7 protein-coding genes are annotated in these 17,397 nt (G+C 43.8%); 4 read left to right on the top strand and 3 right to left on the bottom strand.

Annotation, left to right across the window (positions count from 1 at the left end):
- Window positions 1-444: 444 nt before the first annotated feature.
- Both ACOQOA_RS01085 and ACOQOA_RS01080 read right to left on the bottom strand, forming a co-directional pair.
- Window positions 445-10,092, bottom strand: coding sequence for an Ig-like domain-containing protein (locus ACOQOA_RS01085; RefSeq protein ID WP_420546824.1), 9,648 nt, complete (start codon window positions 10,090-10,092; stop codon window positions 445-447).
- Between the two features lie 49 nt (window positions 10,093-10,141).
- The gene (locus tag ACOQOA_RS01080; RefSeq protein ID WP_420546823.1) at window positions 10,142-11,011 is read right to left on the bottom strand and encodes a hypothetical protein; all 870 of its coding nucleotides are present in this window, start codon (window positions 11,009-11,011) and stop codon (window positions 10,142-10,144) included.
- A gap of 503 nt (window positions 11,012-11,514) precedes the next feature.
- On the opposite strand from ACOQOA_RS01080, the gene ACOQOA_RS01075 reads away from it, so the two are divergent.
- A complete protein-coding gene (locus ACOQOA_RS01075; protein ID WP_420546822.1) occupies window positions 11,515-12,318 on the top strand; it encodes a hypothetical protein in 804 nt (267 codons plus the stop codon).
- A gap of 16 nt (window positions 12,319-12,334) precedes the next feature.
- Here the strand turns inward: ACOQOA_RS01075 and ACOQOA_RS01070 are convergent, their stop codons facing one another.
- Window positions 12,335-12,739 (bottom strand): peptidoglycan-binding domain-containing protein, encoded by a 405-nt coding sequence (locus tag ACOQOA_RS01070; protein WP_420546821.1) that lies wholly within the window; start codon window positions 12,737-12,739, stop codon window positions 12,335-12,337.
- Between the two features lie 396 nt (window positions 12,740-13,135).
- Here ACOQOA_RS01070 and ACOQOA_RS01065 point away from each other — a divergent pair, with 396 nt between their 5' ends.
- Genes ACOQOA_RS01065 through ACOQOA_RS01055 form a run of 3 tightly spaced genes read left to right on the top strand, consistent with a single transcriptional unit; the run spans window position 13,136 to window position 17,387 of the window.
- The gene (locus tag ACOQOA_RS01065; RefSeq protein ID WP_420546820.1) at window positions 13,136-15,904 is read left to right on the top strand and encodes a xanthine dehydrogenase family protein molybdopterin-binding subunit; all 2,769 of its coding nucleotides are present in this window, start codon (window positions 13,136-13,138) and stop codon (window positions 15,902-15,904) included.
- The gene (locus tag ACOQOA_RS01060; RefSeq protein ID WP_420546819.1) at window positions 15,901-16,416 is read left to right on the top strand and encodes a (2Fe-2S)-binding protein; all 516 of its coding nucleotides are present in this window, start codon (window positions 15,901-15,903) and stop codon (window positions 16,414-16,416) included. Before ACOQOA_RS01065 ends, ACOQOA_RS01060 begins: the two co-directional genes overlap by 4 nt.
- On the top strand, window positions 16,413-17,387 hold the full coding sequence (locus tag ACOQOA_RS01055; RefSeq protein WP_420546818.1) for a hypothetical protein: 975 nt from the start codon (window positions 16,413-16,415) through the stop codon (window positions 17,385-17,387). The genes ACOQOA_RS01060 and ACOQOA_RS01055 overlap by 4 nt, the downstream gene beginning before the upstream one ends.
- Window positions 17,388-17,397: the final 10 nt, after the last annotated feature.

Raw genomic sequence — 17,397 nt, 5'->3', positions numbered from 1 at the left:
CATCATTCTTCCTATCATCATGGATGATCATCGATTACCGCATGCGTTGTGCATGTGGTGCCATCATGTGTGATTGGCATTTGTTGTAGTATTTAATGCTGCATGGATTGGTAAGTTTGGTCGCGGCGTGTATTGCTTCATGAGATGGTAGACCAAACGGTAGACCAAAATGTGCCTGTTGACGGCCAACATGAATCCCTTAAAGTACCAGAAACACTGATAATCATTGGGTTAATGGTGCATCAAGTGGGAATAGAACCACCCAAACACTGCAATTCTTGCTTCTTGGGTGCGCCATTTCTTTCACTGAAAATTTTTCCAATTTTGAAATCTTCAAAATTTGAATAAGCTTGAGGCGCAAAATCTTAGTTTATTATTTGATGCTCTCATAAAAAAACGGCCCTAAATAGGGCCGCTCTTCGAAGTTAAATTCCTTGAAACACGTTAACTCCAGTGCGCCGCTATAACGTTTTGAGCTTCATCGTGATCAGCATTGGATGCCACCGTATCATTTGCGATTTCATCCACGCTAAAGCTAGACATCGCATCCACAAGTGATTGAACATTTGACGCAGTCAACACTGAACCGTCAGAAACCTCAAACTCATCAATTGCTTGATAATTCACGCTAGAGCTATCATACCAATCAGAGATCGTAACTTGATCATCAGTACCTAGGATTTGTGCCACTAAATCATCTCCGTCTTGACGGAACCAGATATCACCTTCATCCCCCCCTGCACCAAAGACTACTCTATCCGTAGAATTTGCCGCATTGCTATCTGAATTATCAATCACATCTTGGTCATCACCAATAGAGAATGAATAGGTATCCTCACCTAATCCCCCATCAAGGATATCAGCACCAGATCCACCTATCAGTAAATCATCTCCTGAATGACCGGTAAGAATATCCTCTCCTGATCCACCAGTAAGAACATCATTACCTACTGTGCCTTCCCGGGTATAATTTACTGCTGGGGCATCATCTATTTGCGTAACTACCCCTTCAACCGCGAAGAGGGAGTTGCCATCAAACACATTACGTCCCAAATCATTCTCATCACTAAAGTCCAGATAAAAACTATTCGGACCGCCCGTATCACCTAATTGGAACTTCTCTTCCCATGCCTGAGAGCTCATCGCATCCAAGGCTTCACCTTCAAATGAGATGACATTCGCTATATCACCTGTCCAATTGGCGTAAGCATTAGGCAAAGAAACGGCCCCAATTGAATGTGGAATAGAATGATTCCAATGCGTTTGATAATTCAGTGCAGGAGGATTTTTTGTAACAAAATCATCCTCACCTAAAAGAATACCATCAACATAGATACGTATACGATCAAACGGGTTCGCCTGAGTGGTATCAACACTCACTTGAACATTTGTCCAAGCTGTTAAATCTGTAAATTGCTGCGACGTTGTGTAATTAAAGACGTCTGGACCACTCGTTTCCCTTACAGCAAAACGATTGTCACTCGTAAGTTCCATAAAGAACTCGGGGCCTGTCTCCCGAGAATACACTAAATACTGAAATGGAGTATTGGTAATCTCGCGGCGGAAGTCCAAAGAGATGGTAAATTTTTGACGATCACCTTCTGTGGTATTATTCCACATTTGCAAGCGATCTCCATTATTCCCACCAAAGGAACCACCATTTGTGGTCTCAACAGCAGAAACATCCACATTAACAACAGCTTCGCTTACAGCCCCATGTTCATCCGTCACTTGATAGGTAAAGCTGTCACTCCCTTCATATCCAGTTGCGGCTGTATAGCTATAACTACCATCTGCATTGATCGTAACAGAACCACCATTAGACGTATTAAAGCTTGTGCCTGCTGCAACAGCCGCTCCTGTCCCGTCAACACCCGCAAAACTAATACCATCTCCATCAATATCATATCCATGAAGCTGCCAGCTCGCTGTATCGCCAGATTTAACTACAACCTTACCGCCAGCGACTATCGCCGCATTGTTACTGCCATCAAGCTTGATAACAGTTCCATCGCCAAAATGAGCCTCTTCAACACCAACTAACGTATCCGTGCCATCATCGCCTGAGAGAGCAGTTTCAACATCTTCAATCGTTACTGTCCCATCAGAACTATCAACGCTGACCTGATATCCAGCAACATCCCCACTATAATGGGCAATATCATGCCCCGCTCCACCATCTAACTCATCGTTACCAGAGCCACCTGTGAGGATATCACCACCTGCATTCCCCTGAAGGATATTGGCAAGATCATCACCTGTCAGCGTATCTGACTGATCACTACCAGTCACATTCTCAATACTGATTAATGTATCACCTGCAGCATCCCCACCTGATACTGTGGCTGTAGAAAGATCAACAGTAACCCCTTCACTGGAAGTACTATAATTTGCGGTATCTTCACCTGTACCGCCATCAAGGATATCTGATCCAGCCCCACCGATAAGGCTGTCGTCGCCAGCTCCACCTTCAAGCTTGTTATCCTGATCATCACCTTTCAGGCTATCGCTAAAGCCAGATCCGATAATATTCTCGATATCTGTTAAAATATCACCTTCAGCATGACCTCCTGCATTCTGACTATTATCTGTCAGATCAACTGTCACGGCTGCTGTCGAACCTGCATAACTGGCTGTATCATTCCCATCCCCGCCAAGAAGAGTATCTCCTCCAGAGCGGCCTTCTAGAACATCATCACCTGCCCCACCTTCAAGGTGGTTCGCAGCAGTTGTTCCAGATAAAGTATCGGCAAAAGCAGAGCCTGTAACATGTTCAATGGAGATTAATTGATCCCCTTCTGCATCTCCACCTAAAGCCGTACCTGCAGAGAGATCAATCGTCACACCTTCAGCAGACGCACTGTAATCAACAGTATCCTCACCTAATCCCCCATCAAGGATATCAGCACCAGATCCACCTATCAGTAAATCATCTCCTGAATGACCTGTCAGACTATCATCACCGGATCCACCTGTAAGAACATCATTACCTACTGTGCCTTCCCGGGTATAATTTACTGCTGGGGCATCATCTATTTGCGTAACCACCCCTTCAACCGCGAAGAGAGAGTTGCCATCAAACACATTGCGTCCCAAATCATTCTCATCACTAAAGTCCAGATAAAAACTATTCGGACCGCCCGTATCACCTGATTGGAACTTCTCTTCCCATGCCTGAGAGCTCATCGCATCCAAGGCTTCACCTTCAAATGAGATGACATTCGCTATATCACCTGTCCAATTGGCGTAAGCATTAGGCAAAGAAACGGCCCCAATTGAATGTGGAATAGAATGATTCCAATGCGTTTGATAATTCAGTGCAGGAGGATTTTTTGTAACAAAATCATCCTCACCTAAAAGAATACCATCAACATAGATACGTATACGATCAAACGGGTTCGCTTGAGTGGTATCAACACTCACTTGAACATTTGTCCAAGCTGTTAAATCTGTAAATTGCTGCGACGTTGTGTAATTAAAGACGTCTGGACCACTCGTTTCCCTTACAGCAAAACGATTGTCACTCGTAAGTTCCATAAAGAACTCGGGGCCTGTCTCCCGAGAATACACTAAATACTGAAATGGAGTATTGGTAATCTCGCGGCGGAAGTCCAAAGAGATGGTAAATTTTTGACGATCACCTTCTGTGGTATTATTCCACATTTGCAAGCGATCTCCATTATTCCCACCAAAGGAACCACCATTTGTGGTCTCAACAGCAGAAACATCCACATTAACAACAGCTTCGCTTACAGCCCCATGTTCATCCGTCACTTGATAGGTAAAGCTGTCACTCCCTTCATATCCAGTTGCGGCTGTATAGCTATAACTACCATCTGCATTGATCGTAACAGAACCACCATTAGACGTATTAAAGCTTGTGCCTGCTGCAACAGCCGCTCCTGTCCCGTCAACACCCGCAAAACTAATACCATCTCCATCAATATCATATCCATGAAGCTGCCAGCTCGCTGTATCGCCAGATTTAACTACAACCTTACCGCCAGCGACTATCGCCGCATTGTTACTGCCATCAAGCTTGATAACAGTTCCATCGCCAAAATGAGCCTCTTCAACACCAACTAACGTATCCGTGCCATCATCGCCTGAGAGAGCAGTTTCAACATCTTCAATCGTTACTGTCCCATCAGAACTATCAACGCTGACCTGATATCCAGCAACATCCCCACTATAATGGGCAATATCATGCCCCGCTCCACCATCTAACTCATCGTTACCAGAGCCACCTGTGAGGATATCACCACCTGCATTCCCCTGAAGGATATTGGCAAGATCATCACCTGTCAGCGTATCGGACTGATCACTACCAATCACATTCTCAATACTGATTAATGTATCACCTGCAGCATCCCCACCTGATACTGTGGCTGTAGAAAGATCAACAGTAACCCCTTCACTGGAAGTACTATAATTTGCGGTATCTTCACCTGTACCGCCATCAAGGATATCTGATCCAGCCCCACCGATAAGGCTGTCGTCGCCAGCTCCACCTTCAAGCTTGTTATCCTGATCATCACCTTTCAGGCTATCGCTAAAGCCAGATCCGATAATATTCTCGATATCTGTTAAAATATCACCTTCAGCATGACCTCCTGCATTCTGACTATTATCTGTCAGATCAACTGTCACGGCTGCTGTCGAACCTGCATAACTGGCTGTATCATTCCCATCCCCGCCAAGAAGAGTATCTCCTCCAGAGCGGCCTTCTAGAACATCATCACCTGCCCCACCTTCAAGGTGGTTCGCAGCAGTTGTTCCAGATAAAGTATCGGCAAAAGCAGAGCCTGTAACATGTTCAATGGAGATTAATTGATCCCCTTCTGCATCTCCACCTAAAGCCGTACCTGCAGAGAGATCAATCGTCACACCTTCAGCAGACGCACTGTAATCAACAGTATCCTCACCTAATCCCCCATCAAGGATATCAGCACCAGATCCACCTATCAGTAAATCATCTCCTGAATGACCTGTCAGACTATCATCACCGGATCCACCTGTAAGAACATCATTACCTACTGTGCCTTCCCGGGTATAATTTACTGCTGGGGCATCATCTATTTGTGTAACCACCCCTTCAACCGCGAAGAGGGAGTTGCCATCAAACACATTACGTCCCAAATCATTCTCATCACTAAAGTCCAGATAAAAACTATTCGGACCGCCCGTATCACCTGATTGGAACTTCTCTTCCCATGCCTGAGAGCTCATCGCATCCAAGGCTTCACCTTCAAATGAGATGACATTTGCGATATCACCTGTCCAACTTTCAACAACCGGACCAGTCGTCGTCGCACCAATTGCATGTTCGACAGAATGGTTCCAGTAAGTCTCAAAGTTCAAAGGTGGTGGATTTGCAATAATAAAATCATCACCACCTAAAAGGGCACCATCAACATAGATACGTATACGATCTGATGCATTTGCTTGAGTGGTATCAACGCTAACCTGAACATTTGTCCACTGATTTAATTCTGTGAACTGTTGAGCTGTCGTATATGTAAATGCATCCGCAGCAATTGCCTCACGTACACGAAGACGATTATCCCCTGTGATCTCTACATAAAAATCTCGACCACCAAGTGATGCAGATTTTGCCATTAAAAGATATTGATATGGCATATCAATCGCATCACGGCGGAAGTCTAAAGAGATGGTATATTTTTGGCGATCACCTGATGTTACGTTATTCGACGTCATCATTCTATCACCGACATTCCCGCCAAAGGAGGCAGCATTTGTGGCCTCAACAGCAGAGACATCCAAATCCATAACGGCTTCACTAACAGCCCCATGTTCATCCGTCACTTGATAGGTAAAGCTGTCACTGCCTTCATAACCAGAGGCAGCTGTATAACTATAACTACCATCTGCATTAATGGTGACAGAACCACCATTAGAGGTGTTAAAGCTTGTGCCAGTTGCAACAGCTGCACCTGTCCCGTCAACGCCGGCAAAACTAATGGTATCCCCATCAATATCATATCCATGAAGCTGCCAGCTCGCTGTGTCACCAGATTTAATAACAACCTTACCGCCAGCCGCAATTGCAGCATTGTTACTGCCATCAAGCTTGATAACAGTCCCATCTCCAAAATGAACCTCTTCAACATCAACTAACGTATCCGTGCCATCATCGCCTGATAAGTCAGAATTAATATCTTCAATGGTGTAACTTGTTATATTGCCATCTGCATCCGTGTTACGGGTAAATTTGTAGCCAGCTGCATCCCCACTATAAACTGCCTTATCAAGGCCAGCACCGCCAAATAAATCATCATTACCGGAACCACCTGTGAGTGTATTATTACCAGCATCCCCTTCCAGGCGGTCGCCATATTGGGAGCCTTGAAGATTTTCAATATTGGTGAATGTATCATTAAGAGAGTGTGCGCCATCCAGACCAATCTGACCTAAAAGATCAGGATTTTCACTTAAGTTGAAACTATAGCCTTCCGGACCAGACACACCTGTCACCAGATCAAGGCCTGAAGTCCAGTTTAGAACACCTGCCAAAGCCCCATTCGCAAATACAGCCAAAAGACCTGTATCACGGCGATAGGCAAAACTGAAACTTCCAGCCGTATCTGATTTACCAATAAAGTCATAACTTGCGGTTTCATCACCATTGGCATCAAAAACCTTAAGACCAAATTTGTCGCTATCAGATCCCAGATAAAGGCTAATATATTCCTGTCCAGATGGGGTATTCCCCGTCGCGGATTTATCTGTCAGATAGATATAACCATCCGGCATGGCATCGGTGTAGTTACCCGGATCCACTGAAAGGGTTGAGACGGTCCAGCCATCAGATAGACTAGAGGTCAGGCTTTCAGAATAGATCGTGGCATTGCCACCGACAATAACAGCTGAAGAGCCATTATCGGATAAGGTCACCTGTCCAGAAGATGCGGCTGCAAATTTAACTTGTTCCAGATAATGTAAACCGCCACCACGGGAAAGGCTTACATCCACACCCCGTTCGGAATTGGCATAGCTGACCGTATCTGTTCCTGCACCGCCATCAAGGGCATCTGCCCCAGCCAATCCTTCCAGACTATTATCCGTATCATCCCCTGTTAAACTATCATCATGGGCAGAGCCTTGAAGATTTTCAAAGTTACTCACCACATCCCCTGCAGCATCCCCACCAGAGAATTGATTATTGCCAAGATCAACAGAAACAGCTTCGGAAGAATGTTCATAAGACAGGGTATCAATATCATCCCCCCCATCCAGAATATCCGCACCAGCACCGCCTTCTACATGATCCTGATCGGCACCTGCCTCAATCGTGTCATTGCCAGCACCACCTGACAGGATATCTGCGCCGGCAAGACCTGTCAGCGTGTCCTCCCCTGCACCGCCTTCAAGTTTATTGACACTATCATCCCCGCTCAGCGTATCATCATGGTCAGATCCGATTACATTTTCAAACCCGGAGATGATATCTCCGGCAGCATCTCCTCCGGAGGTGGAATTATCAGACAAATTAATGCTGACACCTGCGCTAGAAGTCGCATAGTCTAAAGTATCATTCCCTTCTCCGCCAGTGAGGTTATCTCCCCCTGCACCACCTGCAAATACGTTATCTGCATCATCACCACGCAAGGTATCCGCTTTGGAACTCCCTATCAGGTTTTCGATAGAGTTAAGAACATCCCCTTCGGCATGGCCACCCGAACCAGTGCCTTTAGTCAGATCAACGGTGACAGCACTGCCAGAGGAGGAATAATCAGCGGTATCTGCTCCGGTTTCCCCGAAAAGATAATCTGCACCATTCAGGCCAATCAATATATCGTTACCCGCCCCACCATAAAGCGCATTTACATTGTTATTACCAGTCAAATGATCATCTGCGTTAGAGCCAATCACGCCTTCAAAGTTCTTGATCGTGTCACCTTCTGCATCACCACCACTAGCAGTATCGGTGTTGAGGTTAATGGTTACCCCTTCATAACTATCTGCATAGGAGACATAATCACCTCCGGCACCGCCATTTAAGTTATCTGCTCCTTGGCCACCAATAAGCACATCATTACCGGAACCACCTGTTAGCGTATCATCTCCGCCCGCGCCATGCAGTCTGACATCTGTGCTGCCGCTGTTGTTAAAGGTATCATTGCCTGCATTGCCAATGGCACGTTCTGCTTGGACTTGGTTCATATCAAGTGTGATGGCATCTTCGGTAGCAACAAAGATGGTATCTTCCCCTGCACCTGCACGGATATTGTTCATATTATCTTCGGCATCAATAAAGAGCGTGTCATTCCCCCCCCCAGCATGGATGATATCACTGCCCACCCCGCCAGAAATCAGATCATCTCCGGCGCCGCCGGTAAGGATATCGTTACCTCCTTCTCCTTCCATTACAGTTGATGGAGTATAACTTTCACGTATTATTTCACCTGTATCGGGATCAGTGACCGCTTCGATTTCTGCCATGTTAGCTGCTGTAAACACATCATTCCCGTCACTCCCCTTAACAGCCTCTAATTTAGTAGATACCAAATCAACTGAAACAGCCGCCCCATTGGAAACAATTGCCAAATCATAACCATCACCACCGTCTATCGCTATATCATCACTATCAATAAAAAGTACGTCATTTCCGTCACCCGCCAGAAGTCTGTCAGATCCTGCGGAACCGAATAACCAATCATCCCCAGTACCTCCAACTAAAGTATCATCACCATCCCCGCCATCTAGTAAAACATCTTCGCTGGAAGTATTCGAAAGATGGTCATTCAAAGCGGCCCCAAAAACACCGTTTACACCCAACGCCGAAGCGTCAGCCGATAGTTTATTACCATCTTGACCAAAATAAAAATCTGAACCTTCTTCCAAAGAAAGCTGAGTCCCTACGCTCCCCTTATTAGCGCTATAGCCATAAGGAGAGCCCATTAATTCGACATCCCAAATAAGGCCTGAAGAACCATCAACCTTATTAAACTCGGCAGAGTTATGGACGATATTACCTTCAACTAATCGATCTTCTTTGGTTCTTGTTAAATTGATTGATGTAATTCCCCATTCTCCAAGAGTTTTTAACTCGCCCTCATCAGTTTCTCCATCTTGATCCAAATCTTGCCATATACGGAATTTAGAAAAATCAGGCGTATCAGAGGCATCCAAAACCCCATCGCCATTTACATCATACACAGCTTCCAGAGCTTCTAAGTCAGTGTCATCTTCTTCTGTGGAAAGAGCAAAAGCTAATTCTTCTGGTGCATTAACTGTTCCGTCTCCATCCAGATCCACCACTAGGAAGCCATCATCAGGGCTAACCCAACCCATATTCTCTTTTTGGCCGTCACCGTCGTAATCAAAAAAAATTGGGGAATTTGAGTAATTAACTAAATCAATTTTCCCATCACCATTTAAATCAAGAGCAACAGGCTTACGACCACCTGGGTTTTCGGAGGGGCTACCACCACCAGAAGGAGCCCCTCCTGAAGTACCTCCACCGCTATCACCACTTCGATCCCAACCGGAAAAATACCCTCTTTGCTCATGGGTTACGCCAGAAAAATGGCCGCCATAAGGTGATGAATCATTTCGATTACCCTCTCCACCTCCAGAAATGGAGCCTCCACCATTTTTGGGAGGAGAAAGATCTGGTAAACCATCGACAACTTCAGGTCCGTTTAGCTCCACATCATCAAGAGCAGCATCATATTGTGTCTTGGTATAATCATTGGCATAGGCCTTAGCTCTTCTTTCGATCTCGTCTGATACATCAAGATCTTCATCATCATCGCCAAACATGTCACGAGCAATTGCATCTAAAGTAGCATTTGCCAAATCTGCAGCTGTCACATCAGGATCTCTATCCATTATTCCAGAATAAAAACCATACGCAGTATAGCCTTTTGTCGCTAGTTCACCTGCCAAAGCCGCAGCGACAGCTGCAGGAATTGCTGCAACCCCTGCAAGCGTCAATCCCAAACCAACTAATACACCAACACCAAAACCGAAAACACCAGCGGTATCTTCCATTTTAACCATTGATCTTAAGTTACCTACGGCACCAATAGCAGCCCCCAACGCTGCCCTTCCAAGTGATGACAACATAAAATTCCCCTTTTTCTAAATTTATTTTTATTTCAGATTTTATTTTATTTTATTTTATTTTCAAAACTGCCCCTAACGAAGCGAACATCGGTTGCATAAGCCCAAATACAAAAAATGCATATAAAACAAAGCCACCAATCAATAAACCAGCCTCAAAAAAGTACAAACAAAAATAAGCAAGCTCATCCCACTGCCCAGCTTGCTTAATGAGCTCAGACGATTTGATACTAGTAAATAAAAATAACAATGAGGTACAAAAAATAGTTACACAAAATATCCATACAAATAAAACTCTGAGCATGCTGCTCTCATTTGTTATTTGTTTCACCCATGTTGCATAGTACCCCCAATCTAACCACGCTCGAACTAAGTCCAAAAATCTCCAAATAATCAACCACCCAAATCCCGTAAGACCAATGAATACAAAACTGCTGTACAACTTCAGGTATATTTTTGAGTTTGGATAGATTCTTATTCTTAGTTTATTGGCGACATCATCATAAACCCCTACTCCCTTTATCAAAGCAATCTCATTCAAAAATTCGGGTGTACTGTCAAAAATTAGTACGGGCAGAAACAATATTACAGGAATATATGTTATAGCTACTATCATTACCCAGATATACGTTTTGATTTGCCAAATCTTTTTGGCAGCTTGGCTTGAATACTCATCCAATTGAATACACCGAGTATTAGCTACCCCATATTTCATTCCATAAACAAATGAAGCAAAGCTTAGCCAACAAAAACTGAAAAATAACGCTTTTGGTTGAGATAACCAAAACAATCCAAGAAAAAATATAAGTGCAGCCGAAAGCAATGACAAATTGATATGTAGTAGCTTCTTTTTCCTATGTATATTAGTATCATAAACAATATTCACTAATAAGCCCCCCTTATCTTCACCGCAAACTTTCATAACTATTTTACTTTTATATCCAGCCTACTTTTTGCAGAGTCAAGATGTAAGTTTCTCAGTCTACAATCTCATATTATATGGTAAATAGAGAGCTATTAGAAAAACTTGCTATTTTCATTACTTCTATATCTCTCGAAGTGCATAAATTAATTTGGAAGAATTATGATGCAGTAAACTTTCATCCGATGGAATCTGACTCGATTCGACAGCATCCCACTATACCGCAAAAACAAATACTTAATTAAATTTTACTGCCTTTTCAAAGGCTTCTGGCGTCCCTCCGAAGGCAGAGGCCAGAGGTTTGAATCCTCTTGGGTGCGCCATTTTCTCTTATACATTCCTCTCTTATCGAACTTTGCAGAAATGATTTTTCATCGACAAGAATAGATCGCCTGAAAGAGAGCTTTAGATCAACAAGAATGCGAAATGAAGGGAGCTATCTAAATTTGATCCCAATCCCTTTCATACATAATTTTAGTTAAAGAATTTTCAGGGGGATCCAAATGCCAAACTATAATCATGCACCAAAAGAAATAAATCCGCATTATAATCGTGAATTCGAACTCTTGATGAGTGGTAAAAAGAAGATCGCTGTTTTCTCAACAGGCTTCTTTGCGGACTCAGATTGGCCTGATACACGCTATGATGACGCAGTAAATGACGGCATACTTGGAACAAAAACCTATGTTCAAATTTATCGAAATCGTGAAATAAAAACGGTTTATTATTTTCTGCCAAACCATGAAGATCTAGCACAGAAAATAGAAGATTTATATGCTCTTACAGATGAAGCAAGAGGGTCTGAGGCTGTTTATTGCGAGGAGCAAATTGGCAAGACACTCGGCTATAGTGATCATGAAATCGCTTGTTGGATTGAGCACTTCAATATCGCGGATGAAACACCTAAAGACCCTTTAATTGGTCCACATGAAGAACGGGAACTCGAATTAATGTTGAAGGGAGAAAAACCCTTAACGGAGTTTTCAGACATCGTAGAACCTGAAAGAGGGGGGGCAATTTTAGTGCAATGGTCAGATCAGGAGTTTACACCTCATGTAGAAAGCGGAGAGATCATTCGTCATGAAATATTTCATAATACTCCAGATGGTCAATATGAGATCCATAGCATTTACTTTACCCTTCCGGGAGAAGAATGGCGTGCAAAAGAGTTACATAAATTAAGGACAACAGATTTTACAGTAGATATGAATGATTATTATGACCGAAAAGTAGGTGAACTGTTAGGTTACCCAAAAGAAGCAATCGACCATTTTATTCAAAGAAGAAAGTTGATGAGCATTGCATAAATGCTCACCAGATGAATTATTTCTTAGGTGTTACATACCTCTTTGGAAAATTAAATAATTTTAGGCCAACGGGGTGCTGGTTCCAACACTCGTAACAAACATCTCTATGGAAAACGCCATGATGTGATGGCGTATCACAAACACGGCAATTACCGACACCGCGTGAACCAGTCCCCATCGCAATGAGTGATTCTGCAGTTTCACCACCCGGCCGGATGATACCATCAACTTTAAGATCGTTATCTTTTTGATAACGACGAATAGCATCAATCATCTGATTATCGGGGATATCCGTGATGCCGAATTTTGGGGGTGTATAATGACCAGTTTCAGAAAGAACAGATTTGGTTTTTCGAACGTCATCGGGGTCCATATTATAGCCCGGACCAATAGGCTCCTTTAACTGATAAGGTTTAGACATAACGTATCCTTCTCAAAGGCCAACGCCTTTGAAATTACTAATTTGATTTTAATTTTTAGAAGGGTGTTACGTTATCCAGTTGTCTCTGGTTAGACCGGGCGTAAGCAATCTGACGATCCTATATAGGATCAGTTCTAGCTACATAGAACAAAATTTAAAAATTGTCAATAAAAATAGAACAAAATGAGAATAAAATTATTTTACCTCTCATAAACTCTGTCACTTAATTTTAATAAGAAATATTATTGGCTTCTAAACAAAACTGATTTACTACTATAGATGTTTTTACACATATAAAAAAATCCATAAAGATGTGTAAGATATGGATCAGGAAATAATCACGCGACTTATCTAGTATTTTAACTGGGTAAAGTGTGAGATCAGGGGGAGACAACTATGCCCGAAAATAAGAATGGGTTCATGGGTGGTATGTCCATGAATCGTCGTCAATTTGTCAAAATGATTGGCGGTGCCGCCGTGACGGTCAACATCATCCCTATCACTTCGGTATTTGCCAGTGATGGTGGTGGCACACAGCCTTCTCAAGGTTTTGAAGGCTGGCAAAAGAAGCCCGGCGAAGCGCGCTATCGTATTGATGGCCTTGCCAAAGTGACAGGCCAGAAAATCTATGCCAGAGATTTCAGAGCCAGAGATTTCCAAAGTGAAGGATGGCCTGTAAAAGAAGCCTCCATTCAGATCATGCGTGCAACAGATGTCGACCATGTTTTTGAAACACTGGATTTGGATACCTTACCACCAGAGTTACGACCAGAAGTATTATATGCCGATGATGTCAATCTGGACCTGCCCTCAACCATCACTTTTCCGTTGTTAGTCCCTCAAGGTCAACGTGCAGATTATTACGGTCAACCTGTTGCGTTTTTATTTTTCAAAACCGCCTATCAAATGCGCAAAGCCCAATATTACATCGAGTTTAATGAAGACTTCATAAAATATGGTGCGAAAGATACAGATCCAAGAATATGCCCGGATAACCCAAAAGAGTTTAAAGATCTGGATGGTCATTGTGTATATGCCCCTCTAACCAATTATGTGCGTATCGCCGCAGATGGGCCAACAGATGTATTTTCCTATGCAAAAAATGGGGGTGATTCAGATTACACGAAAAAATCTGAAGAATACCGTCGCCAGATAAAGCTGGATATCAGGTCTTCTGACTGGAATGTCTATGATCTAGAAGCTGATATGCCGGCCATGGATCCAGTATTTATGGAACCGGAAAGCGGCATCGCTTGGTATGATCAAAAAACGAAAACATTGAATATGGTTCTTGGCACCCAATCGCCTGATGGGGATGTGGGCGAAGTTCTATCGATGTTTGAAAATAGTCAATCACCTATCAAGCCAACAACCGTGAATTTGATTTCATGCTATCCCGGTGGTGGCTTTGGGGGACGTGATAAATCCATGTTCACCATCAATCTGGCGATTGCGGCGGCTTATGCAAACGGACAACCTGTTCGCTTGGCTTATAACCGTTATGAACAATTCCAATCCGGCTTAAAACGTCATGCCTGCGATTTAAAAGAAACCTTGGCAGTAGATAGTGATGGCAAGATTCAAGCCATGACCACTGAGATGGTGTTTGATGGCGGTGGTCGTCGTAACCTCAGCCCCTATGTGGCTTCACTTGCGGGGCTATGTGCGGGGGGTGGATACGAAATCCCAAGATCAGCGATCAAAACACACGCTAAATACACCACCAATATCCCGGGTGGATCACAGCGTGGTTTTGGCGGACCACAGGCATTCTTTGCCATTGAGTCAGCTTTAGATGAAGCAGCTGTGAATTTGCAAATTTCCCCATTTGAAATACGACGCCGAAATATTATGAAACAGGGGTCACGAACCGTTGTGGGCGGGCCAGTTTCACAAAAACCTCGTTTCGATGAAATTATCGATGAGGCGGAAAGACACCCGATTTGGACCAAGCGTGAAGAAAAGCGTAAGGCCTATGCCAAAGAAGGCCTTGATTATGGTGTTGGTTTTGCGATTTCTAATCAGGCTTATGGTACATCCGGTGATGGGGTTGTCGGGCAAGTTATCCTGAATACCGATGGCACTTTGTCTGTGAGCAGCAGCTATGTGGATATGGGCAATGGATCCGCAACTACCCTTGCGGTTGCAACGGCCAAACATCTGGGTGCCAATGCCGATAACATCAATATGGGTGATGCAGAATTATGGCCATCCATGGGCATGACCACAGACCCTAGTTATACTTGGGATGATAATAAAAAGTTCACCGCCAGCAGTGTTGGTTCCTCCAGTGCGTGCTTATGTGCCTTCCATCAGGTACATGCTGTTGAACAAGCCTCTCTTGTCCTTTTGGAACTTGCAATCCTTCCGGTCGCTGAAAAACATTGGGGATTAGAAAAAGGTAGCTTAAAGGCAGATTCCGTCACTTGGCAGGATGGCTATCTAGAGACAAAGGACGGATCACAGTCGCCTATCCCACGTGAGAAATTAATCAGTACAGTACATAAGCTTGGTGGCATTACAGGGATTCTAGTCCATGCCTATTTCCGCGAAGTTTGGGTAAATTCCGAATTCAACATCTCTAATCAAGAATATAACTGGGATATTGATGGTTTAAGTGTTTATTACAGCGGCACAAACCCAGATGAAGCACCTGCACCAATCTGGCGAAGTGGTGTGAACAAAGTTCCTTCACCTGACAGTGGTCGATATTCACGCACACGTTTTGCCCCATGCGGGAATTTGATGGGTGTGACGGTTGATCGCAAAACAGGTGATGTAACAGTTGTTGATTCTCTAAGCGTTTTAAATGCGGGTCCGATCATCACAGAAGGCCTTGTTTCCGGTCAAAGCCAAGGTGGTGTTGCTATGGCTATCGGCTATTCTTTATTGGAAGATATTAAACCAGGCAGTGAAGGTCCTGCTGATGGCCGATGGAACCTAGATCGTTATCATGTGGCATTGTCCAGAGACATCGCCCTTCATTCCCAAGAATTAAAGGTTCTTGATCCTTTAGATACAAATGAAAAATCGAATGGCATTGCCGAAGCCGTGATGTGCTCTGTCGCACCTGCTATTTCGAATGCGATTTACGATGCATCCCAAATTCGGATGCGGTCTTTACCCTTTACCTCTTCTAAAATCAAGGAGGCACTGAAATCATGAGTACAGTTAGCTTTTACGTAAACCAGCAATTGGTAACGGTGGATGAAGACCTCTTTGAGATGCCGTTAATGGAATATCTTCAAGATGAAATGGGATTAACGGGAACCAAATTCTGCTGTGGCATTGGCGTATGCCGTGCTTGTACAGTCTCTGTGCAGCGACAACCGAATTCCCCACGCGAAGTTATGTTGTCCTGCTCCACACCATTATCGCAGATGCAAGGCGTTCAGGTAGACACCATTGAATCTGTTGGTGAGCCGGAAAAATTGCATCCTTTGCAACAAGCCTTCCTTGATAAATTTGCCTTCCAATGTGGCTATTGTACCTCCGGCTTCTTGATGGCGGCCTATAGCCTTTGGGATCGCTTAAAAAGAGCCCCGATCAATAAAGACGACCTTGATCAGGTGATTGAAAATGCGGTGGGGGAGCATATTTGTCGATGCACAGGCTATATCCGCTATCATGAAGCAATAAAGTCTGCAATTATCGAAGAAGGAGGTATGGTGTCATGAGATATTTAAACCTAAAACTTCCTCTTCTTCTTTTGGGGATCGCATTTAGTTTTACGCAAAGTGGAACAGCCAAGGCAGAGTCCCAAGATATCATCGAATATGGAAAAATGTGTGCTGCTGCGATCAAATCTATTCCGGCTTTTGATTGTATGGAAGGGACCGTCATTCCCATCACGGTTAATGGAAAAATACCGGATAGATATTACCCTGATATGGATTGTGATCGTCCGTCCTTATTGAACTTTGGTAAAGGCACCGATGGTCAATGCACGCCTTTCTCTAGAATTTTGAATTTATCTGATGGGGATCGTCAGGTATCTGCACTCTGTCGCCGTAAATTTATCCGTGATGAATTTAGCACTGAATTTGATGAAATTGACATTGTCGCCCATAATGTCAGCGATGGCAGTACATGCTGGTTTCAGGCAACTGCACCTGCGGGACAAACTATTGATGGAAGTGATGTTCCGTCGCCTGACGGCGAAACAGACCCATTGCGCATTAAATTAACTCGCTCCATCTGGAACCCACCTCATGAAGTGGCAAAGGATGGTTGCGGAAACTGTCATGACAATGACCCTTTCATGCATAGCCCCTATATTGGTCAAGTTTGGGATCAGGTCCCAACCAATCCATTTGGATGGTATAAACATCTAGGACCAGACTTTAAGGAATGGAAGCATATTTCCATCACCACACGTGGCAACAATTGCACAAGTTGTCATCGTTTGGGAACACAGTTCACAGGTGGCCAAGCAACGCAAGAAGCGATTGGCATATTCCCCATCATAAATGCGAATAAAAATGCAAGATCCTATCCGTTAAATCATTCCATGCCTGTCGGAAATCCTTACAGTTTGGAACAATGGAAAACCATCTATCAGCATTCAGTTGATCGTATAATGGAATGCCATGAAGATAATAATGCTCCCGGCTGTATCATAACGCCAATCACTGGGCGACCTGAGTAACAAACTTATT

Source organism: Curvivirga sp. (genome assembly GCF_965219885.1).
In the GTDB taxonomy this organism is placed as follows: domain Bacteria; phylum Pseudomonadota; class Alphaproteobacteria; order UBA8366; family Aestuariispiraceae; genus Curvivirga.
This window is presented reverse-complemented; position numbering and strand designations above follow the sequence as displayed.

Excerpts from the sequence above, each read along its gene's own strand:
- ACOQOA_RS01060 (WP_420546819.1), top strand. The coding sequence starts at position 15,901 with ATGAGTACAGTTAGCTTTTACGTAAACCAGCAATTGGTAACGGTGGAT.
- ACOQOA_RS01070 (WP_420546821.1), bottom strand. The coding sequence starts at position 12,739 with ATGTCTAAACCTTATCAGTTAAAGGAGCCTATTGGTCCGGGCTATAAT.
- ACOQOA_RS01080 (WP_420546823.1), bottom strand. The coding sequence starts at position 11,011 with ATGAAAGTTTGCGGTGAAGATAAGGGGGGCTTATTAGTGAATATTGTT.
- ACOQOA_RS01055 (WP_420546818.1), top strand. The coding sequence starts at position 16,413 with ATGAGATATTTAAACCTAAAACTTCCTCTTCTTCTTTTGGGGATCGCA.
- ACOQOA_RS01085 (WP_420546824.1), bottom strand. The coding sequence starts at position 10,092 with ATGTTGTCATCACTTGGAAGGGCAGCGTTGGGGGCTGCTATTGGTGCC.
- ACOQOA_RS01075 (WP_420546822.1), top strand. The coding sequence starts at position 11,515 with ATGCCAAACTATAATCATGCACCAAAAGAAATAAATCCGCATTATAAT.
- ACOQOA_RS01065 (WP_420546820.1), top strand. The coding sequence starts at position 13,136 with ATGCCCGAAAATAAGAATGGGTTCATGGGTGGTATGTCCATGAATCGT.